The organism is Saccharopolyspora sp. NFXS83 (assembly GCF_026241095.1).
GTDB lineage: Bacteria > Actinomycetota > Actinomycetes > Mycobacteriales > Pseudonocardiaceae > Saccharopolyspora_C.
The window spans coordinates 209,953-236,399 of the sequence record NZ_JAPFGB010000004.1 but is presented as its reverse complement, the minus strand read 5'-3'; the positions used below and the strand labels follow the sequence as shown (position 1 = coordinate 236,399).

Annotated in this window: 19 protein-coding genes; 13 read left to right on the top strand and 6 right to left on the bottom strand. The window is 72.6% G+C overall.

Features of this window, described 5'->3' with window-relative positions:
• The first annotated feature begins 177 nt into the window (after window positions 1-177).
• The 11 genes from OOZ19_RS06350 to OOZ19_RS06300 all read left to right on the top strand — a co-directional run bounded on the left by OOZ19_RS06350 (window position 178) and on the right by OOZ19_RS06300 (window position 17,856).
• Window positions 178-939, top strand: a complete 762-nt coding sequence (locus OOZ19_RS06350; RefSeq protein ID WP_266089046.1) for a DeoR/GlpR family DNA-binding transcription regulator — start codon at window positions 178-180, stop codon at window positions 937-939.
• Between the two features lie 86 nt (window positions 940-1,025).
• Window positions 1,026-3,839: an AAA family ATPase gene (locus OOZ19_RS06345; RefSeq protein ID WP_266089045.1), complete on the top strand. Its 2,814-nt coding sequence runs from the start codon at window positions 1,026-1,028 to the stop codon at window positions 3,837-3,839.
• 436 nt (window positions 3,840-4,275) lie between these two features.
• A complete protein-coding gene (locus tag OOZ19_RS06340) occupies window positions 4,276-6,846 on the top strand; it encodes an AAA family ATPase (protein WP_266089044.1) in 2,571 nt (856 codons plus the stop codon).
• Between the two features lie 11 nt (window positions 6,847-6,857).
• Window positions 6,858-9,713, top strand: coding sequence for an AAA family ATPase (locus OOZ19_RS06335; protein WP_266089043.1), 2,856 nt, complete (start codon window positions 6,858-6,860; stop codon window positions 9,711-9,713).
• 443 nt (window positions 9,714-10,156) lie between these two features.
• Window positions 10,157-10,825 (top strand): LuxR C-terminal-related transcriptional regulator, encoded by a 669-nt coding sequence (locus OOZ19_RS06330; protein WP_416309399.1) that lies wholly within the window; start codon window positions 10,157-10,159, stop codon window positions 10,823-10,825.
• A gap of 218 nt (window positions 10,826-11,043) precedes the next feature.
• The gene (locus OOZ19_RS06325) at window positions 11,044-11,985 is read left to right on the top strand and encodes a 1-phosphofructokinase family hexose kinase (RefSeq protein WP_266089042.1); all 942 of its coding nucleotides are present in this window, start codon (window positions 11,044-11,046) and stop codon (window positions 11,983-11,985) included.
• 62 nt (window positions 11,986-12,047) lie between these two features.
• The gene (locus OOZ19_RS06320; protein WP_266089157.1) at window positions 12,048-13,139 is read left to right on the top strand and encodes a PTS transporter subunit EIIC; all 1,092 of its coding nucleotides are present in this window, start codon (window positions 12,048-12,050) and stop codon (window positions 13,137-13,139) included.
• Complete coding sequence (locus OOZ19_RS06315) at window positions 13,136-13,612, top strand: PTS sugar transporter subunit IIBC family protein (protein ID WP_266089041.1); 477 nt, start codon at window positions 13,136-13,138, stop codon at window positions 13,610-13,612. Before OOZ19_RS06320 ends, OOZ19_RS06315 begins: the two co-directional genes overlap by 4 nt.
• A complete protein-coding gene (locus tag OOZ19_RS06310) occupies window positions 13,602-14,087 on the top strand; it encodes a PTS mannitol transporter subunit IIA (RefSeq protein WP_266089040.1) in 486 nt (161 codons plus the stop codon). Before OOZ19_RS06315 ends, OOZ19_RS06310 begins: the two co-directional genes overlap by 11 nt.
• Window positions 14,084-15,124, top strand: coding sequence for a zinc-dependent dehydrogenase (locus tag OOZ19_RS06305; RefSeq protein ID WP_266089039.1), 1,041 nt, complete (start codon window positions 14,084-14,086; stop codon window positions 15,122-15,124). The genes OOZ19_RS06310 and OOZ19_RS06305 overlap by 4 nt, the downstream gene beginning before the upstream one ends.
• A gap of 74 nt (window positions 15,125-15,198) precedes the next feature.
• Window positions 15,199-17,856 (top strand): LuxR C-terminal-related transcriptional regulator, encoded by a 2,658-nt coding sequence (locus OOZ19_RS06300; protein WP_266089038.1) that lies wholly within the window; start codon window positions 15,199-15,201, stop codon window positions 17,854-17,856.
• A 250-nt stretch (window positions 17,857-18,106) separates the two neighbouring features.
• Here OOZ19_RS06300 and OOZ19_RS06295 read toward each other — a convergent pair whose 3' ends face one another.
• The 3 genes from OOZ19_RS06295 to OOZ19_RS06285 form a co-directional block, all read right to left on the bottom strand.
• Window positions 18,107-18,304 carry a ferredoxin gene (locus tag OOZ19_RS06295; protein ID WP_266089156.1) on the bottom strand — a complete coding sequence of 66 codons (198 nt, stop codon included), beginning with the start codon at window positions 18,302-18,304 and terminating at the stop codon, window positions 18,107-18,109.
• A 409-nt stretch (window positions 18,305-18,713) separates the two neighbouring features.
• Window positions 18,714-19,043 carry a putative quinol monooxygenase gene (locus OOZ19_RS06290; protein ID WP_266089037.1) on the bottom strand — a complete coding sequence of 110 codons (330 nt, stop codon included), beginning with the start codon at window positions 19,041-19,043 and terminating at the stop codon, window positions 18,714-18,716.
• Between the two features lie 322 nt (window positions 19,044-19,365).
• Window positions 19,366-20,067 carry a type 1 glutamine amidotransferase domain-containing protein gene (locus OOZ19_RS06285; RefSeq protein WP_266089036.1) on the bottom strand — a complete coding sequence of 234 codons (702 nt, stop codon included), beginning with the start codon at window positions 20,065-20,067 and terminating at the stop codon, window positions 19,366-19,368.
• Window positions 20,068-20,379: 312 nt separating this feature from the next.
• Between OOZ19_RS06285 and OOZ19_RS06280 the strand changes: the two genes are divergently transcribed.
• On the top strand, window positions 20,380-21,630 hold the full coding sequence (locus tag OOZ19_RS06280; RefSeq protein WP_266089035.1) for a GAF domain-containing protein: 1,251 nt from the start codon (window positions 20,380-20,382) through the stop codon (window positions 21,628-21,630).
• Window positions 21,631-21,824: 194 nt separating this feature from the next.
• On the opposite strand, the gene OOZ19_RS06275 is transcribed toward OOZ19_RS06280, so the two are convergent.
• Window positions 21,825-23,639, bottom strand: a complete 1,815-nt coding sequence (locus tag OOZ19_RS06275; RefSeq protein ID WP_266089034.1) for a flavin-containing monooxygenase — start codon at window positions 23,637-23,639, stop codon at window positions 21,825-21,827.
• Window positions 23,640-23,776: 137 nt separating this feature from the next.
• The gene (locus OOZ19_RS06270; protein WP_266089033.1) at window positions 23,777-24,841 is read right to left on the bottom strand and encodes a quercetin 2,3-dioxygenase; all 1,065 of its coding nucleotides are present in this window, start codon (window positions 24,839-24,841) and stop codon (window positions 23,777-23,779) included.
• 271 nt (window positions 24,842-25,112) lie between these two features.
• Here OOZ19_RS06270 and OOZ19_RS06265 point away from each other — a divergent pair, with 271 nt between their 5' ends.
• On the top strand, window positions 25,113-25,793 hold the full coding sequence (locus tag OOZ19_RS06265) for a TetR/AcrR family transcriptional regulator (RefSeq protein WP_266089032.1): 681 nt from the start codon (window positions 25,113-25,115) through the stop codon (window positions 25,791-25,793).
• Here OOZ19_RS06265 and OOZ19_RS06260 read toward each other — a convergent pair.
• A complete protein-coding gene (locus OOZ19_RS06260; RefSeq protein WP_323055103.1) occupies window positions 25,777-26,373 on the bottom strand; it encodes a TetR/AcrR family transcriptional regulator in 597 nt (198 codons plus the stop codon). The genes OOZ19_RS06265 and OOZ19_RS06260 overlap by 17 nt on opposite strands.
• Window positions 26,374-26,447: the final 74 nt, after the last annotated feature.

Here is a 26,447-nt window from a genome sequence, read left to right as displayed (position 1 = left end):
CTCGACTGCGGAGAGTAAAAAGATCACCGGATCGGATCTCCCTCGCTTCGCAACCCCGGAGCGGGCCGGGGAATGCCAAGCAAAGCAACACGAAGCCACATCCGAGCATTGTGCCCGCGTGCTCGGCGCCGGTAATCTCCGCGGGCCGGGGGATCTCACAGCGGGAGCGAAGCGGGCATGTACGCCGAAGAACGGCATTGGGCGATTCTGGAGTTGGCCCGCGAGGAAGGCCGTGTCGACGTCGCCGCGCTCGCGTCCCGCTTCGACATGACCACCGAGACCGTGCGCCGCGACCTCACCGTGCTGGAGCGCCGCGGCGTGCTGCGCCGGGTGCACGGCGGAGCGATCCCGGTGGAGCGGTTGGGTTTCGAGCCGAACGTGCCCGCCAGGGACTCGGTGATGACGGCGGAGAAGAACCGCATCGCCAAGGCGGCGCTGGAGTTCGTCCCGGATGAAGGCGCCATCCTGCTCGACGCGGGCACCACGGTGGCCCGGATGGCGAACATCCTGCCGACGGACCGGGAGCTGACCGTGGTCACGCACTCGCCGACGACGGCGCTGACGTTGTCCGGCCGCGGCAACATCACGTTGATGCTCGTCGGCGGCAGGCTGCGCGGGCGCACGCTCGCGGCGGTGGACGGCTGGGCGCTGCACGCGCTCGGCGACATCTACGTGGACGTCGCGTTCATGGCCACCAACGGGCTGTCCCTGGAACGCGGGCTCACCACACCGGATTCGGCGGAGTCGATGGTCAAGCGGGCGGCGATCTCGGCGGCCCGGCGCACCATCGTGCTGGCGGATCACACCAAGGTCGGCAACGATCATTTCGCGCGGTTCGGCGAGCTGGCCGACGTCGACACGCTCATCACCGACGACGGCCTCGACGAGCAGGTCGCCGACGAGCTCCGCCGGGCCGGGCCGCGTGTCGAGACGGTCTGAGCCGCGCGGCGCCGAGACGGCCCGGTACGAAGTCCACGAGTTCGAAGCAGTCCGTCCGCCTGGGGGCAGATCGGAAGGAGCCCCGCATGGTGGCTGATCAGCTCGTGCAGGCAGGTCCACTGGGCGAGCTCGTCGGCAGGGACGACGAGCTCGCCCGGATCGCCGAGGCCGCGCGGCTCGCGGCCACCGGGCAGGGGCGGGCCGTGCTGCTGCGCGGCCCGGCCGGCATCGGCAAGACCGGCGTGCTGCTGAGCGCTCTGGAACGGCTCGGCGGCGCCACCCGGACGTTGACCGCGCACTGCCCGGAGACGGGTTCCGGCGCCTACGGCACCGTCCGCGCCCTGTTCGCGTCGTTGCAGGGCACCGAGTTCGAGGGCGGCACCCGGCTCGCGCTGCCCGCGCTGGCCTCGGAGCAGGCCGCGGGCGACACCGCCTCCGGCACCTACGCGGTGCTGCACGGCCTGCACTGGCTGACGGCCGACCTCGCCGCCGAAGGGCTGCTGGTGCTGGCCGTCGACGACGTGCAGTGGTGCGACGAGAGTTCCCTGCGCTTCCTGGCCTTCCTGCTGCGCCGCGCGGAGAACCTGCCGCTGCTGGTGCTGCTGACGCAGCGCGTCGACGGGGTCGCGCAGGCCGACGCGCTCGGCGAGATCGCCGCGATGCCGTTGTGCGACACCGTGGAGCTGCCCGCGCTGGAACCGGACGCGGTCGCGGAACTGCTCACCGGCGCGCTGCCCGAGCCGCCCGGCGCGGACTTCGCCGCGCGCTGCGCGCAGGTGACCGGCGGCAACCCGTTCCTGATCAGCAGGGTGCTGCGGCGGTTGCAGGAGGATCCGGCCGGCGCGCGCACCGACGTGGAACGGCTCGACGAGCTGGGCCGCACCGTGGTGCTGCGTTCGCTGCTGGACCGGTTGTCCGAACGCGGCATGGCGGTGGCCCGCGCGGTCGCGATCCTGCCGGGCGAGCAGCTGGAACTGATCGCGGCGCTGGCGGGCATCCACCAGCGGATGACCGTGACGGCGCTGCGCGAGATGCACGAGCACGACTTGGCCGCGTCGGCGGGTGGTGCCGGGTTCGTGCACGACGTCGTTCGCCATGAGGTGCTGGAACGCACCCCGCCCGCCGAGCTGGACCGGCTGCGGGAACGGGCCGCGATGCTGCTCAACGACGTCGGGCGCCCGGCGGAGGAGGTGGCGGTGCTGCTGCTGGCGCTGCCCGGAGCTCCGAGCCCCTGGATGGCGGAGGTGCTGCGCGACGCCGCGACGCGAGCCGAGCAGCGCGGTGCTCCCGGCATGGCGGCGCGCTGCCTGGAGCGGGTGCTCGTGGTGCAGGGGGCGGACGTCGCCGTGCTGACCCAGGCCGCGCGGGTGTCGGATCCGGCGACCGGGCTGCGCCACCTGGAGCGGGCGCTGGAGCTGATCGACGATCCGCGGGCGCGGGTGCCGATCGCGGTGCAGTACGCGGTGTCCTCGTTGACGGCGCAGAACTCGGTCCGCGCGTTCGAGGTCGTCTCGGCGGTGCTGGACGAGCTCAACGCGGTGCTCGGCGCCGACCCGGGCGACGCGGACCGGACGTTGCGCACGCTGGCCGAGTCGGTGCTGCTGATCTCCGGGATGGACGAGAAGTCCACGCTGGCCCGGATCGACGCCCGGTTCCGCAACGTGGTCCCGCCGCCGGGCGACACATCGGCGGAGCGCCAGCTGCTGAGCATGCTGGCCGCGCGGGGCGCCTTGTTCAACCGGCCGGCGTCGGAGGTCGCCGAGCAGGCGCGGCAGGTGCTCCGGATCGACGACATGGACGGCGGCGGCTGGGCGTTCATGGGCGCGGCGCTGCCGCTGTACCTGGCCGACGACAACGAGTCCGCGCTGGCGGCGCTCGGCAAGCTGATCGAGCACGCCCAGCGCTCCGGGCAAGCGTGGACGTACTGCCTGGCCACCAGCACCCGCGCGATGGTGCACCACTGGACGGGCGACCTCGCCGAGGCGCTGGCCGACGCGCAGACCTGCCACGAGGTGCTGGTGCAGGAGTCCTGGGCCGAGGCGATGACGATGCCGCAGATCGCGTTGGCCGGGGTGTTGACGGTGCAGGGCGAGCCCGCCCGCGCGGAGGAGCTGCTCAACGGGATCACGCGCAGCCGCTTCGAGGACTTCTCGATGGAGTACCACCAGTTCCTGATGGCGAGCGCTCGCGCGCGGGAAGCCGCGGGCGACGCGGAGGGTGCGCTGGAGCGGTTGTTCCGGTGCGCGCAGAGCCTGCGGGAGGCGGGCATCGCGAACCCGGTGTTCGCGCCGTGGTGGTTCGACGCGGCGCGCATCCTCGGTGATCTGGGCAGGCTGGACGAGGGCATGCGGGCCGCGGAGCACGGCACCGTGCTGGCCCAGCAGTGGGGAACCCGCCGCGCGCAGGGAATGGCGCTGGCGGCGCGCGGCGCGGTGACCGAGGGCCGGGCGGCGGTGCCGTTGCTGGCGGAGGCGGTGCGGGTGCTCGCCGATTCACCGGGGAAGCTGGAGCACGCGAAGGCCGAGCACCTGCTCGGTCGCGCGCTGTTGCGGGTGGGCGAGCCGGAAGGCGCGCGCGAGCACCTGCGTTCGGCGCTGGACTTGTCGGTGCTGCGCCGTGATCACGCGCAGGTCGCGTCGTCGTCGGCGGCGCTGCTGGAGGCGGGCGGACGGTTGCGGCGGGGCACGGACTCGCCGGTGCACGCGCTCAGCGGCAGCGAGCGGCGGGTCGCGGCGCGGGCCGCGGAGGGGGCGACGAACCGGGAGATCGCGGAGTCGTTGTTCCTCACCGTGCGGACCGTGGAACTGCACTTGACCAGTGCTTATCGCAAGCTCGGCGTGCGGGGCCGTGCGGAGCTGGCGGGCGCGCTGGAGGACGATCCGGCGGTCCCGGTTCCTTGATCGATCGGCTCTCGGCGGGTGTCGCCGGGGGAGGCTTCGGGGCGTGCCTTTCCCTGAATCGGTCGCGAACGGCAAGGTCATCGCGGCGATGTCCTCTCGTGTGGGAATGATTTTGGTTCGTGTGCGAGAAAGCCCGGTTGCCACTCCAACGGGTGATACGCTGAGTGTCGATTCGACCCCGCTGCATCTTTTCGAGTTACGGGAGGTTTGGCATGGTCGATCTCCCGCCGTTCGCCGCGAATCGGGTTGAGCGTTGTATCGGTTCACAAATCCCTGGTGGCAGCCTTCCTGATGGTGCTGTCGCACAGCGTGAGGTAACCCTTTCCCGCTTTCGCTTGGGGTTGTTTCCGAATGTCTTTCACGTTCGCCCGCTCGTTGTCCGAAACGGTCCCGGACGGCGATCCGGGACCCACGCCGAGTCGGTCGGAGCGTGCTGATGGTCGCCGTCCACGACGCCCCTGAATCCCGGTCGGCGTTGTCCGGCGGACACCACTTGGTGGGGCGTACCGCCGAGCTCGACGTGGCGGGGGAGCTCGTCGACGATCTGCGCCGCGGCCGGTCCGGGTTGCTCACCATCAGCGGTGGCCCCGGAACCGGACGCAGCGCGCTGCTGGAGGCGATGCTCGCCGAGGCCCGCGCGGCCGGGCTCAACACCGCCGCCGCGCAGAGCTCGCCGCTGGAGACCGACGTGCCCTACAGCACGGTGGCCCAGCTGATCGCGCTGCTCTGCCCGCCCGACCAGCTCACCCGGATCAGCTCCGCGTGGGCCGAGGGCGCCGCCAACAACGCGCCGATTCCCTATCTGCGCAAGCACTTCCTCGGCCTGGCGCGGGACCGCCCGCTGCTGTTCGCCGTCGACGACCACCAGTGGATCGACCCGTGGTCGCTGGCCTGGTGCCACGCGATGGCCCGACACCTGGACCAGGCGCCCATCCTGATGGTCCGGACCGTGCGTGACACCGCACCCGAGATGCCGGGTGGCGCGCGCTGGGACGACACCGTGCCGCTGATCCCGAGCCGGGTCCGGCTCTCCGCGCTGTCCACTTCGGACGTTGCGGAGCTGTTGTCCCGGCGCGGCCCCGTCGACGAGGAGTTCAGCACCGCCGCGACGGCGGCCACCGCGGGGAATCCGGCGGTGCTGCGGACCGTGCTCGCGGAGTTCGAGCAAGCGGGGCTGGGATTCGAGGCCCGGCACGTGCCGCGGCTGCGGGTGCACGCCGCCGACGCCGTCGCCGGACTGGTGGCGCGGACCCTGCGCGGGCTGCCCGCCGACCACGTCGCGCTGCTGCGCGCTATCACCTTCTGCGGCGGCGAATTCGACTTCGAACTCGCCTGCGCGCTCGCCGGGTTGCACGGGCACGCGGCGCAGGAGGCCCGCACCGCGCTGTGGCACCTGGGCCTGCTGCGCGAAGAAGGGACCGACGGCCCGCGGGTGTCCACCCCGGCGGTGGCCGCGGGGGTGTTCGGCGAGATGGACCCCGCCGAGCGCGAGGAACTGCACGCGCGGGCCGCGGAGATCGGGCACCGGGCCGCCATCGAACCCGCGGCGTTGGCCGAACTCCTGCTCAGCGCCCCGCAGATGCGCAAGCGGTGGGTGGTGGAAACGCTCGTCGAGGCGAGCGAGCAGCACCGCAGGGCGGGGCGCTACGAACGGGCCACCGAGTTGCTGCGACGCGCCTCGCGCGAACCCGTGCCGACCGCGTGCAGGCAGCGGTTGCTGGCGCAGCTCGCCGCGATCGAGGTCGCGCACGCGCCCGTCGCCAGCGACGGCAGGCTGCGCCAAGTGCTGACCGACGCCGCGGGAACCGGCGACGCCCGACTGCTGGTGCGCGCGGCGGACCTGCTGGTCAGCCGCGGTGACGCGGAGACCGCGCGGCGTGAACTCGCCGCGGTCTGCGCCCGCACCCGGCATCCGGCGCTGGACGCGCTGAGCTGGCTGGCCGACGAGGAGTGCGGGCCGGAACCGGAACTGCTCGCCACCCCGCTGCCGCCGCTGCCCGACGAACCCGCCGACGCCGCGCAGGCCGGTGTGCTGGCTTGGCGCTACGCCCGGCTCGGCCGTCGCCCGGACCTGGTGCGCACGCTGGCACGGGCGGCGTTGTCCAGCAGGGGCGCCGATTCCCCGCTGGGGCCGCGGATCGCGGCGTGCCGGGCGCTGGCCTGCCGGGACGACCGGGAGGAGGCCGCCGCCGGGCTGACCGCGGTCATCTTCGACGCGGGCCGTCGCGGTGCGCGCGCGGCGGCGGCGCACGCGCTGGTGCAGCGCGCGATGCTCGGCGTCGAGGACGGCCGTTGTCCCGCGGCGGCGGCCGACCTGGACGCGGCGGAACGGGAACTCCCGCTGCACTGCCGGCATCCGGCGATGCTGCCGCAGCACCTGGCCACCAAGATCACCGCGCTGCTGCGGCGGGATCAGATCGCCGAAGCCGAGCGGGTCGCCGGGACCGAGCTGCCGCTGGGCGCCGAACGCGGCATGGCGTTCGCCTACCTGCTGCACGCCCGAGGTGAGCTGAAGCTGGCCACCGGCGATCCGGCGACCGCGCTGGGCTATTTCCAGGAGTGCGGCCGGATCCTGCGCGCCAAGGAATGGCTGAACCCGGCAGTGCTGTCCTGGCGGATGCCCGCCGCGATCGCGCAAGGCCGCCTCGGTGAGGCGCGGGCCGCGACGCGGCTGGTCGGCGAGGAGCTCGAACTCGCCGAGCGCTGGGGCATGCCGGGCCTGCTGGAACCGGTGCACCGCACCGCGTTGTCCGCGCTGGCCGTCGCCGGGTCGGGTCCGTCCGGTCCGGGGGCGGCCGGTGTTCCCGCGATGGGAGCCGCGCTGCCCGCGGCCCTGTCGGTGCCGGAGCGCCGCGCCGCGAGCCTCGCCGCCCGCGGACTGTCCAACAAGGACATCGCGGAGGAGCTGGGCGTGACGGTGCGGACAGTGGAGCTGCGGTTGACGAAGTCCTACCGCAAGCTCGGCATCGACGGCCGGTCGCAGCTGCCCGCCGACTTGGGCGAGTGAGGTCGCCGCGGATGCTCGTCGAACGCGAGGCGGAACTCGCGGTCCTGGACTCCGCCGTGCGCACCGTCCGGCGCGGCGCCGGCTCGCTCGTGCTCATCAGCGGCGACGCGGGCAGCGGCCGTTCGGCGCTGCTGCACCGGCTGCGGGAATTGGCCGAGGCCGAAGGCGTGCACGTGCTCGGCGCCAGCGGTGCCGCCAGCGAGCGCTCGTTCCGGTTCGGACTCGCGCGGCGGTTGCTGCACGGCCTGTCCGAGCTTGCCCGGGAGCCCGACTCGGACGAGCACCCGGCGGACTTCGCTCCGGCACCGGACGCGGCGCTGCCGCCCGCGGACGAAGAGCCCGGCGCCGACCCGGCCACCGTTCCCGTCTCGGTGCTGCACGCCCTGCACGCGCTGCTGGTCAGCACCAGCTCGCGCCGACCGGTGGTCCTGGCGGTCGACGACCTGCACTGGGCCGACGACGCGTCGCTGCGCTGCCTGGCGTACCTCGTCGCGCGGCTGCGCGGGATGCGGGTGCTGATCGCGGTGGTGCTCGACCCCGGCACCGGGCGCGATCGGGCCGCGCTGACCCGCGAGATCATCGCGGCGGCCGATCACCGGGTGCGGCCGGGCCCGCTGTCGGGGGCGGCGACCGGCGCGCTAGTCCGGGAGAGGCTGGCCGCCGAACCCGCCGCGGACGCCGACGGGTTCGCCGCCGTGTGCCACGAACTCACCGGCGGCCACCCGCGCGACCTGGTGAGCTTGCTCGACCAGGCCGCCGCGCGAGGCCTGCGGGCCGGGCCGGGATCGTTGCCGATGCTGCGCGAGCTCGCCGAAGGCGACCGCAGGCGCCGGCTGGTGCGGGCGTTGTCCACGACGGAGCTCGCCGCTGACGTGGCCCGCGCCGTCGTGGTGCTCGGCGAACACGCCGACCCCACCTTGGTGCAGCGCCTGTCCGGGCTGACGCCCGGCAACTACGAGCAGGCCCTGCGCGTGCTGGAACCGTGGTTCCGGGTGCGCCCGGACCGGATCGAGGTCGCGGTGCCCGCAGAACGCGGGGGCCTCGCGGCGGAGATGCTGGTCGACGACGTGATCGCCGCGGTCGACGAGTCGATGGCCGAGAACGACAACACGCGGTTGCACCTGCGCGCGGCGGCGCTGCTGCACGGGCACGGCTATCCGCCGGAACCGGTGGGGGACCAGCTGCTGCTGGTGAACTCCACGCTGTCGAGCTGGGGGGTGCAGCGGTTGCGGGAAGCCGCCTACACCGTGCTGCCCCGATCGCCGGAGGACGCCGCCCGTTACCTGCGGCGGGCGCTGCTGGACCTCGACTCCGGCGGGATGGGCAGGGCGAGGCTGCTCGCGGAGCTCGGCTCGGTCGAGCTGGGATTCGACCTGCCCGCCGCGATCCGGCACATCACGCAGTCGGTGCCGCAGCTGCGGGAGACGCGCGATCGGGCCGGGGTGCTGGGGCGGCTCCCGCTGACCGTGGCGGGCGTGGTGCCGCAGGTGGCGGAGATGATCCGGACCGTCGCGGCCGAGCACGGCCCGGCGGAGGAATTGGAAGGGCCGGACCGGGAACTGGCGTTGCGGCTGGAGGCGCGGACCCGCTACACGATGCTCGACGACCCCGCATCGCACGCCGGGGTGGCCGCGCGGATGGCCGAACTGGACGCCCGGCAGCGCGCGCCCGGCGCCGCGGAGCGGGAGCTGCGGGTGGTGCTGCTGTCGTCGATGGCGCTGACCGGCTCGCCGCGGGCGGCCGAGGTGGCGGCGATGGCGCGGGAGCTGCTGGCGCAGGAACCGGCGAACTCCAGCGCGGAGAAGCATTCGGTGCTGCGCTACCTGCCCGCGGTCCTGCTGTCGGCGGGTGCGCCGGAGGGGCTGGAATCGTGGTTGGCGCTGGCCGCCGACCACGCCCGCCGCCAGCGGGCCACCGGCATGGAGGCGCTGGTGGCGGCGCAGCGCAGCCTGGTGCTGCTGGACGCGGGGCAGGTCGCGCAGGCCCGGCGCAGCGCGGTGACGGCGCTGGACCTCGCCGAACCGGACCTGCCCGAGTCGATGGCGGCACCGGTGTTCGTGATGGGCGGGGTGGCGCGCAGGTTGCGGGACCGCGAGCTCTCCGAGCGCGTGCTGCGGCTGCCGCATTCACCGGACGACCTGCGGGCGATGGCGACCCGGCGGCTGGTGCAGAGCGGCTTGGCGCTGGAGGACGGAGATCCGCATTCGGCGTTGACGTACCTGCTGGACTGCGGCAGGCGCTTGGAGCATGCCGGTTGGTACGGCCCGGCGCCGTACTCGTGGCGGCCGACGGCGGCGCTGCTGCGCCACCGGCTCGGCGACGTCCGAGCCGCGGCGGAGCTCGCGGAGGAGGAGCACGCCCGCGCTCGGGACTGGGGCGCGGCGGCCCCGCTGGGCAGGGCGTTGCGGGCGCGGGCGGTGGTGACCGGTGGCGCGCGCGGTGTGGAGATGCTGCGGGAGGCGGTGCAGGTGCTGCGCCCCGCCGCGGACCGGCTGGAGCTCGCGAGCGCGCTGGTCGCCCTCGGCGAGGCGCTGCGCGAGCGGGATCCGGTGGAGTCCGAGCTGCTGCTGACCGAGGGCGGTCAGCTCGCGGCGCGCTGCGGGGTGCAGTGGCAGCCGGGGGGTCTGGCCGCTGAGCTCTCCGATCGCGCGACCGGTCCCGGGGAGCTCTCGGGCGTGCTGACCCGGGGTGAGGAGGCGGTGGCGAAATCGGCAGCGCTGGGCCGCACGAACCAAGAGATCGCGGACGAACTCAGGGTGGGCAGGCGCGCGGTGGAAAAACATCTCACCGCCGCGTACCGGAAATTGGGAATCGATGGTCGCGCGGATTTGGCGAGTGCGTTGAGCGCGGCGCACCAGGACGGTTGAACGCGGTTCCGGACCGGCGCGGCGGCAAAGCCGTGTGTGCTGGGTGATCATGGTGATCACAGGTGGTCGTGAGAAGTGAATGATCCGGTCCGGAAATGTGGCGGCGCCGTCGCGTGATGTTGGTTCGTGTCCGGCCCTGTGGCGGCCCACATGGCCTCGCGCCGTACCCGAACCACCCCGCGAGGTGCGGTACGGTTCGGTACCGAAGCCGCGAAATTGCTGGTAGTGGGGCACCGAACCGAAGGGTTCCGCACCCAACCGAACCAAGGCCGGACTTGACCGCAGGCTTAAGGACGGCGGAGGCGCGCTGTTGACTTGCTTGGTTTTAGATCCATATTCTGACGAGGTCGTTGAATGCTGGCAGTGAATTCGAATAATGATGGAGCTGCGTTTCTCGCCAGCCAGAGAGGAATGGTCGATTTCCTATGACATCGAGTGGCACCATGCGAGCGCGAGTCACGCCTGCCGGGGTGGCGGAAGATTCCAGTGACGATTACCGGGGCATCTTCCGGTCGTTGTTCGAGCAATCCGGTATGTGCATGGCGAACCTCGATTCGGGCATGCGCGTGCTGGAGGCGAACCGGTACTTCTTCAAGCAGTTCGGCCGCGGCGCCGCCGACGTGCGCGGGCGCAGCTTCTACGACTTCCTGCACCCCAGCGTGCGCGGCAAGTTCCAGTACCAGTTCGGACGGCTCACCGAGGGCCGCAACCCGCGGTTCGTCGAGCACGCGGTCGCCATCGGGGCGAAGGACGCGCTGTTCGGCGGTGAGCTGACCGGGATCGCGGTGCCCGGCAAGTCCGGTCGCGTCGAGGGCGTCATGGTCCTGCTCCATCCCGACGAGGCACAGCGCTCCGCCATGGTCGGTGGAAAGGAGAAGCTGCTCAGCGAGGTCGACGCGCGCATCCTCGAAGGGGTCGCGGCGGGTGAGTCCACGGTGCAGCTGGCCGCGAAGCTCTACCTGAGTCGGGGCGGCGTCGAGTACCACGTGACGACGCTGCTGCGGAAGCTCAAGGTCACCAACCGTCCCGCCCTGGTCTCGAAGGGCTACTCGATGGGCATCCTCGGAGTCGGCCAGTGGCCGCCGCGCGTGCTCCCGGAATACGTGAAGTGATCGGTGGCGCCCCCGCCGGGGCGGTAGCCCGCGCCGAGTCCGGCGCGACCGGACGGACGCGGTCCGGCCGGAGATCTTTCGGGAAAACCTGAGATCCGCTGTGCATCGATTGCCCGCCGGGTGATCGAGCTGCAAGGTCAATTCGCCGATGTCGGCCGCTCGCGCCCCGCGCTGAGCAGCCGCACCGGGTGCTCGTCAACTCGGGGAGGGCTGTGCGCGTGATCGTCACCGTCACGGCGAACCCCAGCCTCGACCGCACCGTGCAGGTGCGCAAACTCGTCCGAGGCGGCCTGAACCGGGCCTCGTCCATCCGGGTCGATCCCGGCGGCAAGGGCATCAACGTCGCTCGCGCGCTGGCCCTGCACGGCGTCGACGCGCGGGCCGTCGTCGCCGCGGGCGGCATCGAGGGCGAACAGCTCGTCGCGCTGCTCGCGGGAATCAGCATCGACGTCGTGCGGGTGCCCGCCGTCGGACCGGTCCGCATCAACATGAGCGTCGTCGAACCGGACGCTACCGTCACCAAGTTCAACGAACCCGGCGCGCTGCTCGACGACGGCGACGCCCGCGCCTTGGCCGAGGCGGTGCTGCGCGGGGCCGAAGGCGCGCACTGGGTCGTCATCGCCGGCAGCCTGCCGCCCGGCGTGGACAGCGCCTACTACGCCGGGCTGATCCGGACGGTCGGTTCGCTCGGGGTGCCGGTGGTCGTCGACACCAGCGGGCCCGCCCTGCTCGAAGCGGTGCAGGCCGGCCCGGCTCTGGTGAAGCCCAATCTCCGGGAATTGGAGGAGACCGTAGGTCACCCCCTTACAACGATCGGTGACGTGGCCGACGCCGCCGACGAGTTGTTGGAACTCGGTGCGGGCACCGTCCTGGCCAGCCTGGGAGCCGATGGGGCCCTGCTGCGCGGCCACGACGGGAATTGCTACGCCGAAGCCCCCGTAACCGCGCAGAACGCTGTCGGTGCCGGGGACGCTTTACTCGCCGGATATCTTTCCGAAGGCTGCGGTGGCTTGCCCGCGCTGGTCACCGCGGTGGCCTGGGGCGCGGCAGCGGCCTCGCTGCCGGGTAGCGCCATGCCGCAACCGCACGACCTGCGCACGGATCTGGTGCGCGTCGCCTCCCGGGTGCCCTGGGACCGGCGACTGCAACGGGATCCCTGAGCGGGGAGGCGGTCGGCGAGGCAGAGGACAACGGCGTCGGCGAGGTACGGGAAGTGACAACCATGTCAGGGACGGTCACCGAAGATTCGAGATCGAAGGCGCAGGCGCAGCGGGCTCGCGTCGTAGTGCAACGTTTCGGCGGGCAGCTGGCCGGCATGGTCATGCCCAACATCGGTGCGTTCATCGCCTGGGGGCTGATCAGCGCGCTGTTCATCCCGTCCGGCTGGTGGCCCAACGCCCAGCTGGCGCAGCTCAAAGAGCCGATGATCACGCTGCTGCTGCCGGTGCTGATCGGCTACACCGGCGGTCGCCAGGTGCACGGGCAGCGCGGCGCGGTGGTCGGCGCGGTCGCCACGATCGGCATCGCGATCGGCGCGGAGATCCCGATGTTCCTCGGCGCGATGATCGTCGGGCCGCTGGCGGGCTGGGTGCTGCGCCGGTTCGACGGCACCGTGGGCAAGCGGGTCGCCCCGGCGTTCAAGATGCTGGTGGACAACTTCGCCGCCGGGATCATCGGCGGCATCTTCGCGGTGCTGGGGCTGCTGGCCATCGGGCCGCTGATCGAGAGCGTCACAGTGGCGCTCGGCCACGGCGTGCAGATGTTGTTGCACATGCACCTGCTGCCGCTGGTGGCGATCATCGTGGAACCGGCGAAGGTGCTGTTCCTCAACAACGCCGTCAACCACGGCGTGCTCGGCCCGCTGGGCGTCTCGGAGTCGCTGGCGCACGGCAAGGCCATCGAGTTCCTCGTCGAACCCAACCCGGGGCCGGGCTTCGGCGTGCTGCTGGCGATCACCGTGTTCGGGCCGGCCGCGATGCGCGCGACCGCGCCGGGGGCGCTGGTCATCCAATTCCTGGGCGGCATCCACGAGATCTACTTCCCGTACGTGCTGGCCGCGCCGAAGTTGTTGCTGGCGACCATTTCCGGCAGTGCGGCCGGGCTCTTCGTGTTCAGCGTGACCGGAGCCGGGCTGGTGGCCACGCCCTCGCCGGGCAGCGTGGTGGCGCTGCTGGCGGTGACACCGAAGGGCGGCTACCTGGGCGTGATCGCCGGAGTGGCGGCCTCGGCGGTCGTCTCGTTCCTGGTGGCCTCGGTCGTGCTGAAGCTCGGCAAGCGCGCGGACGGCGTCGCTACCGGTGGAGCGGTCCGATGAGCGCCGGGTCGGCGGCGTCGCGCTTGTTGCGCGCGATCGGCTTCGCCCAGCGCCGGGTTCGCGGATCGCACGACGAGCTGCGGGAGGAGCCCGTGCCGCCGAGCGAGGTCGAAAACGCGCGGCGGGAAGGAGAGGAGCGCTCGATGGGCACGATCGAAGGTTCTGCGGTGCACAAGGTGGTCATCGCCTGCGACGCGGGAATGGGCAGCAGCGCGATGGTCGCCGCCCAGCTCGCGGGCAGGCTCAAGCCCTACGACGTGAAGGTCTCGCACGCCTCCGTCGGCGACATCCCGGCCGACGCGGACCTGATCCTCTGCCAGGAGACGCTGCTGGAGCGGGCGCGGCGGGAGGACACCGGTTCCGCGGTCATCCTCGGTTTCCGCAGCTTCCTCGGCGACCCGGTCTTCGACGAGGTCGAGCAGGCCGTGCGCGAAGGCGGACCCCTCGGGGAGGGCGGCAACCGTGGTCGTTGAGGCCCGTCCGCCCCGCCCGCTGGCGATCCGGCTGGGCCGGACCGCCGCGGGCTGCGCCGACGCCATCGACCAGTGCGGCAGGCTGCTGGTCGAGACGGGCGCGGTGGACGGGCCCTACGTCGCGGCGATGCACGAGCGGGAGCGCTCCGTGACCACTCACCTCGGCGAAGGGGTGGCGATCCCGCACGGCACCACCGAGTCCCGCCGCTTCGTGCGGCGCACCGCGCTGGTCGTGGTCCAGTTCCCCGGCGGTGTGCGCTGGAGCGACGGGGCGACGGTCCGGCTGTGCGTGGCGATCGCGGCGGGCTCGTCGCAGGCCGACGGGTCCCCTGATCCGGCGGGCGCACAGCACTTGGGCGTGCTGGCGGCGCTGGCGACGGTCCTGATGGATCCGGTGCGGGCGCGCGAGCTGCGCGAGGCGCCGGACGAGGCGACGGTCGATCGGCTGTTGCGGTCCACTGAGGAGGACAGGTGAAGGTCGCACGTTTCTACGCCCCCGGCGACATCCGCATCGAACAGGCACCGGAACCGGAGGCCGGTCCGGGTGAGCTGAAGCTGCGGGTGCGCAACTGCTCCACCTGCGGCACCGATCTGAAGATCATGCGCCACGGGCACCACCACATCGATCCGCCGCGGGTGATCGGCCACGAGATCGCCGGTGAGGTGGTCGCGGTGGGTGAGGGCGCGCAGGGCTTCGCGCCGGGCGATCGGGTGCAGGTGATCGCGGCGATCCCGTGCGGTGAGTGCGGGTACTGCAAGCGGGGCAGGCAGACGGTGTGCCCGAACCAGCGCTCGATGGGCTACCACTACGACGGCGGTTTCGCCGAGTACCTCACGGTTCCGGAGCGGGTGCTGCGGGTGGACGGGGTGAACGTGCTGCCGGAGGGGCTCGACTTCGCCGACGCCTCGGTGGCCGAGCCCCTCGCGTGTGTCCTCAATGGACAGGAGCTCGCCGGGGTGGGGCGGGGGGACGTGGTGGTGATCGTCGGCTCCGGGCCGATCGGTTGCCTGCACACCCGGCTGGCGCGGGCCCGCGGCGCGGCGGCGGTGTACCTCGTCGAGCTCAACGGGCAGCGCCTGGAGCAGGCGGCCGGACTGGTCCGCCCGGATGCGGTGATTAACGCGGCCGAGACCGACCCGGTCGCCGAGGTGCTGCGGCTGACCGACGGCATCGGCGCCGACGTGGTGATCACCGCGGCGGCCTCCGGCGAGGCCCAGGAGCAGGCGCTGCGGATGGCGGCGCGACGCGGCCGGATCAGTTTTTTCGGTGGTTTGCCCCAGGATTCCCCGATCATCGACTGCGATTCCAACGCCGTGCACTATCGTGAGCTCACGATCGTCGGAGCCAACGGTTCCACCCCGGAGCACAACCGGCGGGCGCTGCGGTTGATCGCTTCCGGAGAGGTCCCGGTGCACGACCTCATCACCCACCGGCTGCCGCTGGACGGGGTGCTGGACGCGATCCACACCGTCAGCACCGGCGCGGCGATCAAGGTGACCATCGAGCAGTGATCGCGTGCCCGGGGCCCGCGGTTCCGGTGATCCGGACCGCGGGTCCTCGGCGTTGACGGGAGGAGACCGGCGTCGTGCTGCGGGAACGGGAGAACGAGACCACGCTGCTGCGCGCGTCCCTGGAACGGGCGCGCCACGGCGGCGGTGGTCTGCTGGCGTTCTCCGGCCCGTTCGGCATCGGTCGCTCGGCGCTGCTGGCCGACGCCGCGTCGGCCGCGCGGGAGCAGGGCGTGCGGGTGCTGCGGGCCGTCGCGACCACCCCGGAGCGCGGCATCCCGTTCGGCGTGCTGACGCAGTTCTCCTGCTGCACCACCGAATCCGAGGCGGGGTCGGACTTCGCCACGATGCGCAACGGGTTGCTCACCTCCGGCGAACCGGTGCTGCTGCTCGTGGACGACCTGCAGTGCGCGGACGTGGAATCGGTGCGCTGGCTCGACCGGTTGTGCGGGGCGGTGGCGGACTCGCGGGTGCTGGTGGTCGTCGCGCACCGCGACGGGCAGGCGGCCACCGACCCGGCGCTGTTCGCCCGGGTGCTCGACCGCGCCGCGCACCGCCGCGCGCTGGCCCCGCTGAGCGCAGAAGGGGTCGGCGCCGTCGTGCGGGACGTGTTCGGCGTGCCCGGCGATGACCGGTTCATCGCCGCCTGCCACCGGATGTCGCACGGCAGGCCGCTGCTGCTGCAGGCCATCGCGTGCGGTCTGCGGGACAGCGGCAAGCGTTCCGACGAGTCCGATGTGGACGCGGTGTGGTCGTTGCGGCCGTCGGTGGTGGCGGAGCGGGCCAGGGCGGCGCTGAGCGCGCAGCCCGAACCGGTGCTGGCCACCGCGCGGGCGGTGGCGCTGCTCGACGCCGCGGAACCGCAACGCCTCGCGGAACTGGCCGAGCTCGACCCGGCGGAGTGCGCGGGCACCATCGACGCGCTCATCGCGCTGGGCGTGCTCACGGACCCGGAGCGCCCCCGCTTCGCGCACGCGGTGATCAGCGACGTGGTGGAGGGCGGGCTGACACCCGAGCAGCTCAGCGTATGGCACCGCAGGGCGGCCCGGCTGCTGCAGACCGACCAGCGGCCGGTGGAGGTCGTGGCCGAGCACCTGCTGGCCTCGGATGCCTCGCAGGGCGAGTGGACCACCGGCGTGCTGCACGCCGCCGGGCGGCGCGCGCTGGACCGGGGTGACGTGCCCGCGGCGATCCGCTGCCTGCGGCGCGCGCTGCTGGCCTGCCCGACGGCGGGCGCCGATCGTTCCGTGCTGCTGGCGGACCTGGCCGAGGCGGAGCGGTCCAGCGCGCCGGTCGCCGCCATGCGCCACCTCTCCCAGGCACTGCCCAGGTTCGCCTCCACCGGGCAGCGCGCCGCGGCGCTGGCCGAAGTGCCGCCGATGCTGCTGGCGGTGGCGCCGCTGTCGATGCACGCGGCCTTCGAGGAGTACCGCACGCACGAGGAGCTGGAACCCGCGGTGGCGCTGGCCATCGACACCCGGATGCGCGCGGCCCGGTTCGGCGACCCCAGCTGGTGCGCCGACACCCGCGAGCGGTTCGACGCGCTGGCCCCCGACGACCAGGTGGAGCCGGAGCGGGCCGCGGTGCTGCTCTACGCGGCCACCCTCAGCGGTTCCGACGTGGAGGCGGTCCTGCCGTGGGCGCGCCGGGCGCTGGCGAGCGGAACCGAACCACGGCAGGCGTTCGGCACCGTGACGCTGGCGGCGCGGGCGCTGGCGCTCGCCGACGAGGTGGACGACGCGGAGAAGTGGATGACGGAGGTGACCGCCGCGCTGGGCGACCGCGGCGAGCGCGCCGCGGAACGCCTCATCATGGGCGCCGAGCGGGCCGCCGTGCTGGTGCGGGCGTGCCGGTACGGGGAAGCGGTGGCCCTGGCGGAGAGCACGCTGCGCCGCTGCGACCCGGCGCTGGTCTCGGTGGTGTCGCGGTGCTTCGAGACATTGGCGACGGTCGTCCTCGACGCGGTGGACACCGGTGCGGCGGCGCGGGTCCTGACCCGGCACCGGGACTGGGACCAGGCCGTGCAGGTGTGGGTGCGGGAACTGCGCGACGCCGCGCTGGCGGTGAGCCGGCAAGACCGGAGCTCGGCGCTGGAGCACCTGCTGGAATGCGGGCGCGAGTGGGAACGGCTCGGCTGGTCCAACCCGTGCCTGCTGCCGTGGCGGAGCTGGGCAGCGCTGCTCTACCACCGCTTGCAGCGCACCGAGCCCGCCGTCGAGCTGATCTCCGAGGAGTACCGGCGGGCGGTGGCGTGGGGTGCCCCCAGCGGCGTCGGCCGCGCGTTGCGGGTGTGGGGCGCGGTCACCAAGGGGGACGCGGGCGCGGAGCTGCTGCGGCGGGCCGTCGAGGCGCTGCGCGGCGGCGGGCCGGCGTGCACGTTGGAACTGGCCAAGGCGCACCTGATGCTGGGGCGCAGGCTGCTCGGCTCGGACCGGCTCGAAGCCGCCGCGCGGCTCAACGAGGGCGACGAGCTGGCCGCGTCCTGCGGGGTGCCCAGGTTGCGCTCGGTGGACGAGATCGCGGGCGACGGCCCCGGCACGCAGGCCGAGCTGACCCGCGCGGAACTGCGCATCGCGAAGCTGGTGGTCGGTGGCTTGGGCAACCAGCAGATCGCCAACGAACTCGGCGTGAGCTCCCGGGCGGTCGAGAAGCACCTCACCAGGGTCTACCGCAAGCTCGGCGTCGCCGGCCGAGCCGGACTCGCCGAGCTCGCTGATTCTCTTGACGCCGGCTGATTCGCTTCGGTGGTCGGGTGGCGCAACCTCGGAGCCTGTCCTTGATCTTGTCGTTTCAGGTGAGCAGCGTTCTTGGTCTGTGCCTTGTCAGCGGCGGAGCCGCTGAGCAGTGACCCATCAAGCAACCTGCTACCGTCCCGGGTTCCTCAGCGGTCTTTTCGCGAGGACAGCGAAATCACTCTTACCTCCACGGCGAATGCGGGGCGCCCCGGCAGGGACGCCCCGCACCAGGAACCGCGCGCGAGCCGGGTCAGCCCTCCTGCACGGTGATCGCCTGGGAGGGGCAGATCAGGGCCGCCTGGCGGACGTCGTCGGCGTGCTCCGCTCCGGGGGTCTCGTCGAGCAGCGTCACGACGCCGTCGTCATCCTGGTCGAACACGTCGGGAGCGGACAGCACGCACTGTCCGGCACCGACGCAGCGCTCGGTGTCCGCGATGATCTTGAGCATGTGATGGGTCTCCTTCGGGAACGGTGCGTGGTCACCAGCGAACCGGCAGCGCGTGCGGCCCGAACAGCACCGTTCGTACTTGAACGGCAGCTCGTCCACCGGCTTCGCCGACTCCAGCTTAGGGATCCGGTCGAACAGCACCTGGTAGGCGAGCTCCATCTCGCCGGACACCAGGTTCTGCCCGAGCGACTGGTGCACGCCGTAGCCGAAGGCCACGTGATGCCGGGCGCCGTCGTCTCGTGCCCCGCGAACAGCAGCAGCATGGACACCCAGGCAGCTCCGCGGCGAGCAGTCTCCGCACGACGGTGATGCCGGCGCTCCGCTGGCGCAGCCCGCCGGGGTCGCAACCCCATTCCTATCGGGGAAAAAGTAGGCGAAACCCCAATCCCGCCCGGCGCGACCGCCGCGGTCACGCCCCCTTCGGCGTGACCTCGCCCATCTTGGACCAGCCGTCGCCGGGGACGTCGACGTTGATGATGTCCGGTGTCGTGGCGACGGCTTCGGACATCAGCTCGGTGGCGGTCTTGAAGTGCTCGGACTGGACGTGCTCGACCCCGGCTTCCTGGGAGGCGAAGCCTTCGGTGAGCACGAAGACGTTCGGGTCCTCCACGCTGCGGGACCAGTCGAAGAACAGGTTGCCCGGTTCGGCGCGGGTCGCCCGGGTGAAGTCGTCGACCAGCGAGAGCCACTGCTCGGCGCGGTCCGGACGAACGGTGAACTTGACGACGATGAAGATCACGGTGCACTCCTAGCGATCGCTGGCCCTGTCGGGCCTCCTGGCAACGACTGCATGATGACCGCCCTGCGATCACCGGAGAACCGGCGTTGTCACATGCTGATAATCCCTCAGCTCCCCCGCAGCGGCGAAGCCACGAAGGCGGGCGGCGCGGGCCCGCCTCGCGGCCGAAGCCCGCGCTCGAACGCGCAGCGCACAGCCCGCGCGCGCAGATCGACCACCGGCGGATCCCGGCGTTCCTCTCGCGAGGACAGCGATTTCCTCCGTGGCGGAGCCACTGGGAAATCGATCCCGCGGCGAGAGGAACGCCGAGGTACCCGAACACCTACGCGGCAGCGGCCAAGGATTTCACGATCTGATCCGCCAGTGGCGCGGAAGAGGCCGGGTTCTGGCCGGTGAGCAGGTTGCGGTCCACGATCACGTGCGGCTCCCACGGCGCGCCCTCCTGGAAGTCCGCGCCGAGCGCGACGAGGCGGTCCTGCACCAGCCACTTCGCCTTCTCCGCCAGGCCGGCCTGCTGCTCCTCGGCGTTGGTGAACGCCGTGAGCCGGTAACCCGCGAACGGCGAGCTCCCGCCCTGCTCGGTGGCCAGCAGCGCGGCCGGTGCGTGGCAGACGACGCCGAGCGGCTTGCCGGAGTCGAGGACCTCGGTCAGCAACCGGCCGGAGGTGGCGTCGACCGCCAGGTCCTCCATCGGGCCGTGCCCGCCGGGGTAGAACACGGCGGCGTAGTCGGCGAGGTCGACGTCGTCCAGCTCGATCGGGTGGTCGAGTTCGGTGAACGCGGCCAGCCCGTTGGCCACGGCGTCGGCCTGCTCCTGCCCGCCGTTGGCGTCCGCTCCCAGGCTGCCCTGGTCGACGGTGGGCCGGACTCCGCCGGGCGTGGCCACCTCGACCTCGTGCCCGGCCGCGGTGAACGCGCGGTAGGGGGCGACGGCCTCCTCCGCCCAGAAGCCGGTGGGATGCGCGCTGCCGTCGGCCAGCGTCCAGTGGTCGGCGGCGGTCATCACGAACAGGATCTTCGCCATGCGGCGGCCCTCCTGAGGCGTCGGTCGTCATGGCGCACCCGTGCGGGTGCGCCCGGCACACCCGGAACAACCGGGCTCGCCCGCTCACTATTCCGTCTAAAGTGGATCGATCCTTTCCCGTTGCGGTGAAAGCAAAAGGGGGCTCCCGCTTCTCGTTCCGGTGATCCGCTTCCCGGCTGCGCCCGTCCCTGCGCACGGCCTCGGTGCGGCCGGTCGCGGCGTCGTCGGTCTTCCGTTCGACGGGCGGTCCATGGTTATGGTGTGGGCCACACCGGCCGGCCGCGCGCCGCCGCGTGACGCGGGGAGGTGGCTGTGGACGAGGACGTCCGCGAGTTCCAGTCCAGGACCGATGTGCGCGGGCGGGCGCGGGTCCTGGCGCAGGTCCACGACGCCCTGTTCTCCGGCGGCCGGGCACCGGTCCAGCCGCGCGGCCTGGTGGCCCGGTCGTGGCGGCGTGCCCGGGCTCAAGGCGTCGACCCCGACCTGCGGATTCCGCCGGACCCGGCGGGGGCCGCGGAGGTGGAGCGGCGCCGGGAGCGGTCCGGGATCCGGCCGGTGCTGGCGGACCTGCGCGCCGCGCTGACCTCCGTCGCCGAGGATTCGCGGCACGTGATGGTCGTGACCGACTCCGACGGGGTCGTGCTCTGGCGCGAAGGGGCCAGCCGGGTGCGCCGCCTCGCCGACGGCATCGGTTTCGCCGAGGGCGCCCGGTGGTCCGAAGGGGTCGTCGGCGGCAACGCGATCGGCACCGCGCTCGCCGAGGGCGCGCCGGTGCAGATGTTCGCCGCCGAGCACTTCCTGCGGGCGCACCACGTGTGGACCTGCACGGCCGCGCCGCTGCACGATCCGCGCACGGGGGAGCTGCTGGGGATCGTGGACGTCAGCGGACCGGCGGAGACGATCCACCCGATGACGGTGGCCTTGGTGGGCACGGCGGTGAAGCTCGCCGAGGCGAGCCTGCGGCGCGGACACGAACGCCGCCTCGACTCGCTGCGGCAGGTCGCGGGGCCGCTGCTGGCGGGCTCGACCGGGCCGGGGCTGGTCGTCGACGAGCACGGCTGGGTCGCGGCGGTCGCCGGCTTCGCCGGTCCGGACCGGGTGGCCGTGCCGCGGGAGGGGAGACCGCTCGCGGTGCACGGCGTGGGCGACTGCGTCCCGGAGCCGGTGCCGGGCGGCTGGTTGCTGCGCCCGGCGCCGGTCCCCCGGATGCGGCTCACGCTCGACCTGGGTTCCGCTCCGCCGCGGGCGGTGGTCGAAGGGTCGAGCCGCTGGGTACACCCGTTGTCGTTGCGGCACGCGGAGTTGCTGCTCCTGCTCGCCGGCGCGGGGTCGGCGGGCATGTCGGCGGCGCAGCTCTCGGAAGCGGTCTTCGGCGACGGCACGCACCTGGTGACGGTGCGCGCCGAGGTGTCCCGCCTGCGCAGGACGCTCGGCGGCATGGTGCTGGCCCGGCCGTACCGGATCGCTCCGGGCGTGGAGTTCCCGTTGCCCGACCTCACCGCCTGCCCGGTGGTCGCCCGCTCCACCGCCCCCGGCGTCCACCGCCTCGCGAACACCCCCTGATCACCCGCCCGAGCTCCCCGAGAGCACGCGGACGCGCGCCCTGTGGGCGACTCCCGCGATCTCCCGAGGAATCGTTCAGCCGCCACTCCGGGAGGACACCGAACGACCAGCGGCGACGTTCCTCCTCGGGGTGGTCCGTCGCGCCCCGCCTCCCGGTTCGCGGGAGTGCGGAGCGCGAACCGGGGCGTGGACGCTCACGCGGTGTGGTGCACCTCGGGGACGCCGTAGACGGGGGTGGGGATGCCTTCCGCTCGGGCCTTGAGCTGCAGGGCCAGGTAGAGGGAGTAGTGCCGGGACTGGTGCAGGTTGCCGCCGTGGAACCACAGGCCTTCCTGCCTGGTCGGTTTCCACATGTTGCGCTGCTCGCCCTCCCAGGGGCCCGGATCCTTCGTGGTGTCGGAGCCGAGGCCCCACACCTTGCCGACCTTGTCCGCCACGTCCTGTCCGATCAGGTCCGCGGCCCACCCGTTCATCGAGCCGTAGCCCGTCGCGTAGACCACGAGGTCCGCGGGCAGTTCGGTGCCGTCGGCCAGCAGCACCGAGTCCTCGGTGAGCTCGGCGACCTGCCCGTGCGCCAGCTTCACCCGCCCGTCGGTGATCAGCTCGGCGGCCCCGACGTCGATGTAGTAGCCCGAGCCCCGCCGCAGGTACTTCATGAACAGGCCGGAGTCGTCGTCACCGAAGTCGTGCAGGAAACCGGTTTCCGCCAGCCGCGCGTAGAAGTCCGCGTCGCGCTCCTTCATGGCTTCCACGGCCGGTTTCTGGAATCGCGGCATGATCCGGTACGGCATCGACGCGAACGTCATGTCGGCCTTCTGCGTCGTCATGCCCGCCGCGACCGCTTCCTCCGAGTACAGCGGTCCCAGCGACAGCTCCCGCAGCGAGTCCGACTTCGAGATGTGCGTGGAGGACCGCTGCACCATGGTCACGTCCGCCCCGGCCTCCCACAGCGCCGCGCAGATGTCGAACGCGGAGTTGTTCGAGCCGACCACCACGGCCCGCTCGCCCCGGTAGGCGTCGGGGCCGGGGTGCCGCGAGCTGTGGTGCTGTTCCCCGCGGAACCGGTCCTGGCCGGGGAACGCGGGCACGTTCGGCTTGCCGGACACGCCGGTGGCGAGCACGAGTTGCTTCGGCCGCAACGTGATCGGCGTGCCGTCCCGGTCGAGTTCGACCGTCCACTCCTGCGCCCGGTCGTCGTAGGAGGCGGAGGCGCACCGGGTCGATCCCCAATAGTTGATCTCCATGACCTTCGTGTACATCTCCAGCCAGTCCGCGATCTTGTCCTTCGGCGCGAAGACCGGCCAGTTCCGGGGGAAGTCCAGGTACGGCAGGTGGTCGTACCAGACGGGGTCGTGCAGGCACAGCGACTTGTACCGGCCCCGCCACTGATCACCCGGCCGCTCGTGCTGGTCCACGACGAGGTGCGGGACGCCGAGCTGGCGCAGCCGCGCACCCAGCGCGATGCCGCCCTGGCCGCCGCCGACCACCAGCACGTACGGCTGCCGGGAGCCGCCCAGCTCGGCGAGTTCGGCGTCCCGCGCCTCCCGCCACGTCCGCCGGTCCGGGTCGACGCCGTGCTCGGCGCCCATGGGGCGGCGGTGTCCGCTCGGCTCCTCGAACCCGGTCAGCTCGTGCAGCGTCGTCAGCAGCGTCCACGCGCCCTCGTCGGTGAGCCGCAGGTGCCCTTCGCCGCGGCCCGCCGCGGTGTCGAAGCCGAACCACGCTTCCACGATCCCGTCGGACTCCGCCGGTTCCTCGGTGACCCGGAACTCGCGGGCGTCCGCGGCGTCCATCGTGGCGCGCAGCAGGTCGGCCACGCCGTCGCGGTTCTCGACCGTCTTGAGGTTCCAGGTGAACGCGACCAGGTCGCGCCAGAACGAGGTGGTCGCGAACAGGTTGGCCGCCCGCTCCGCGTCGCGCGCGGTCAGCGCCGCCTCGAACTCCGCCAGCCACGCCTGCGCGCGATCCCGAGCGGAGGTGGCGGTCGTCGTCTGGAGGGTCTGGGACATGGAGGTCCTCCCGCCGAACCGAGGTCATCCCCGATGATGACGTCTTTCCAGCAGGGAACAGCAGGCCCGGCATCGTGCGGAAGGGTTGCCGGACCGTTGCGAACCGATGTCCCCCGTTCGGTGGGACGCGGGCGGGGTCAGAGGTCGAGCGCCTTCGCCCGCCGCGGCGGTGGCCCCACCACGACGAGATCGAGGTCGGCGGCGGCGAGCTCCGCGGGATCGACGGCCAGTCCGGCGGGACCTTCGGGGTGCACGTGCAGCTCGGTGGGGCGGCCGGTGAGGTCGAAGAACGGTTCGAACACGTCCGGGGTGAGGATGCCGAGCATCCGGGTGTTGTGCGCGTCGAACGAGAACGTGTGCACGGTGCCCGCCGGGGCGTGCACGAAGTCGCCTTCGGTGAGCAGCACCTCGTGCCCGTTGACGTGGAGCCACACCCGCCCGGACACGCACACGAAGTTCTCGGTGTGCAGCCGGTGGAAGTGCCGGATGAAGTACGGGGCCCGCGCCCCGATGGTGTCCACGGCGAAGTACCGCCCCGCGGTGTTCGCGCCACGGGTGAGGTAGGTGTTCAGGCCGTCCCCGGTCTCCCGGCGATCACCTTCGCCGAGCCGCAGGAAGTACGGCTGCACGCCCTGCGGCAGCGCCGAGTCCCACACGTCCTGCGGATCCGGCAGCGGCAGGTCCAGGAAGCCGATCCCCAGCGGCTCGCCTGCCTCGGCCAGTCGCCGAGGCAGGACCGGCGAGACCGAGCGGTCCGAGTGGACGTGGCGGTCCACCGGAGTTCCCACCGACTCGGCGAAGTCGAGCGATCCGCCGGGAGCGGCCCAGGTGAGCAGCCGGGTCAGGTGCGCCAGCATCCGGTAGGCCACCGGTGTCCCGGCGGGGACGTGCAGCGAGTCGCCCCGGCTCAGGATCCGGCTCTGCGCTCCCAGCCACACCTGCACGCTGCCGTCGAACACGTAGAACGAGCGGTGCTGGCGGGCGTGCGAGTGGAACGGGACCTCCGCGCCCCGGCCACCGCTGACGTAGGCGGCGTCGAACAGCCCGCCGGTGTCGCAGCCGCGCGCGATGATCGTCCAGAGCAGCCCGCCGAGCTCGTAGCGCCGCCCTTCACCGCTGGCGAGGTAGTAGGGCACGGGTTCACCGGGAAGCCGGTTGACGACCGGCGCGAGGTCGTGGATCGCTTCGAGGTCCTGGGGCATGGTCGTCCTTGTCGTCGTGCGGCGCGATGGGGCGCCGGTCGGCACCGGCCCGCCGTCCAGGGGCGAACCGCGCGGTGAGCCGCCGCCGGGCGTTCCGATTCCGAGTGTTCCGCCGCGCGGGGCGCCCGCCAAACCGCAGCGGAACAGCCGGCCGGTGCGATGTTCCGCGCGGCGTCGTCGTGGCCTGTGCTCCGGTTCCGTTGCTGCCGAGGGGAAATCCGCGCGGTCGTCCGGTCGGCCCGAGCGCGGCCCCCGGTGGGAACATGGGTCGGTGGCGAAGTCCGTCGTGCGACCTGGCCGCGGCCCTCAACGGGTCGAGGAGCCGCTGCGGCGCGCTCTGGTCGACCTCGGGTCCGAGGCGGGCCTCAGCGGCGTCACGGTGTCGGCCCTGGCCCGGCGGTCCGGGATCGGCCGGACCACGTTCTACCGGTACCACGGCGGCGTCGGCGCCTACGTCGAGTCCGTGCGCGAGCAGGTGCTCGGCGAGCTGGGCGAGGCGTTCCGGGCCGCGCAGTTGGAGGCGGGCCGGGATGTGGGGCTGTACCCGATCCTCACGGCGCGGATCACCGCGGTCCTGTCGGTCGTCGAGCAGCGCGCGGACCTGCTGCGGTTGTTGTGGCGGGACGCGGACGCCGTGGGCTTCCGGCACCGCGTCCACCTGCTGTTGAGCGGGCTGCTCGCGGACGACTTCGAGGTGTTGGGCGCGAGGGTCGACGCCGCGTACTGCCCGCCGGAGTACCTCTTGGCGTTCCTGTCGCACGCCTTCGTCGGAGCCGTCACCACCTGGCTGGCGAAGTCCCCGCGCGAGCCGATCGAGGACATGACGTTCTACTTGGCCGCGTTGATGAGCGGCAGCACGGCGGAGTTCCTGCAGGAGGGCAGGGCGGCGGTCGGCTCCCGGCTGAGCGGTCCGCCGCGGCTCGGCCGAGGCGGGCTCAGCGGGAGCCGTTGATGATGGTCAGCGCCGCTTCCGCGGACTTGGCCGCGACGACGTCGAGGTCGTAGCCCTGCATGGACAGCACTCCGTCCAGGTAGAACGTGGCGTAACCGTGGGCTTGGGTCAGCAGCTGTTCCAGCAGCAGCAACGCCCGCTCGGCCGAGGGGGACACGGCGAAGCACAGCGACAGGTACTCGTCGGTGAGTTCGCGGCCCGCGGTGCGCAGCTCGGGGAAGCGGTCGCCGCGCAGCGGTCCGGCGAACACGGTGGGCAGTCCCGTGCCGTGGCGGATCAGGTACCGGGTGTAGGCCGCCGCCGCGCCGGCCAGCCGCCGCGCCGGATCGGTGTGGCGCGCGGTGGCGGCGGTGACCTCGTCGTGCAGTTCGTGCGCCACCGACAGCGCCACGGCCGCCAGCAGCGCGTTGCGGTCGGTGAAGTGCCGGTACGGCGCCGCCGAGCTGACTCCGCAGCGGCGGGCGACCTCCGCGACCGAGAACTCGGCCGCGCCGCGCTCGGCGATCAGTTCGCGGGCCGCCCGCACCAGCGCCGCGCGCAGCTCGCCGTGGTGGTAGCCGCGTGACATGTGCGACGTCACAGCCCTTCGATTTGCACTCGATGTAAGAGGGTTCTTACTTTAGAAGAGGTATGCGCACCTGGCAATACCGGTCA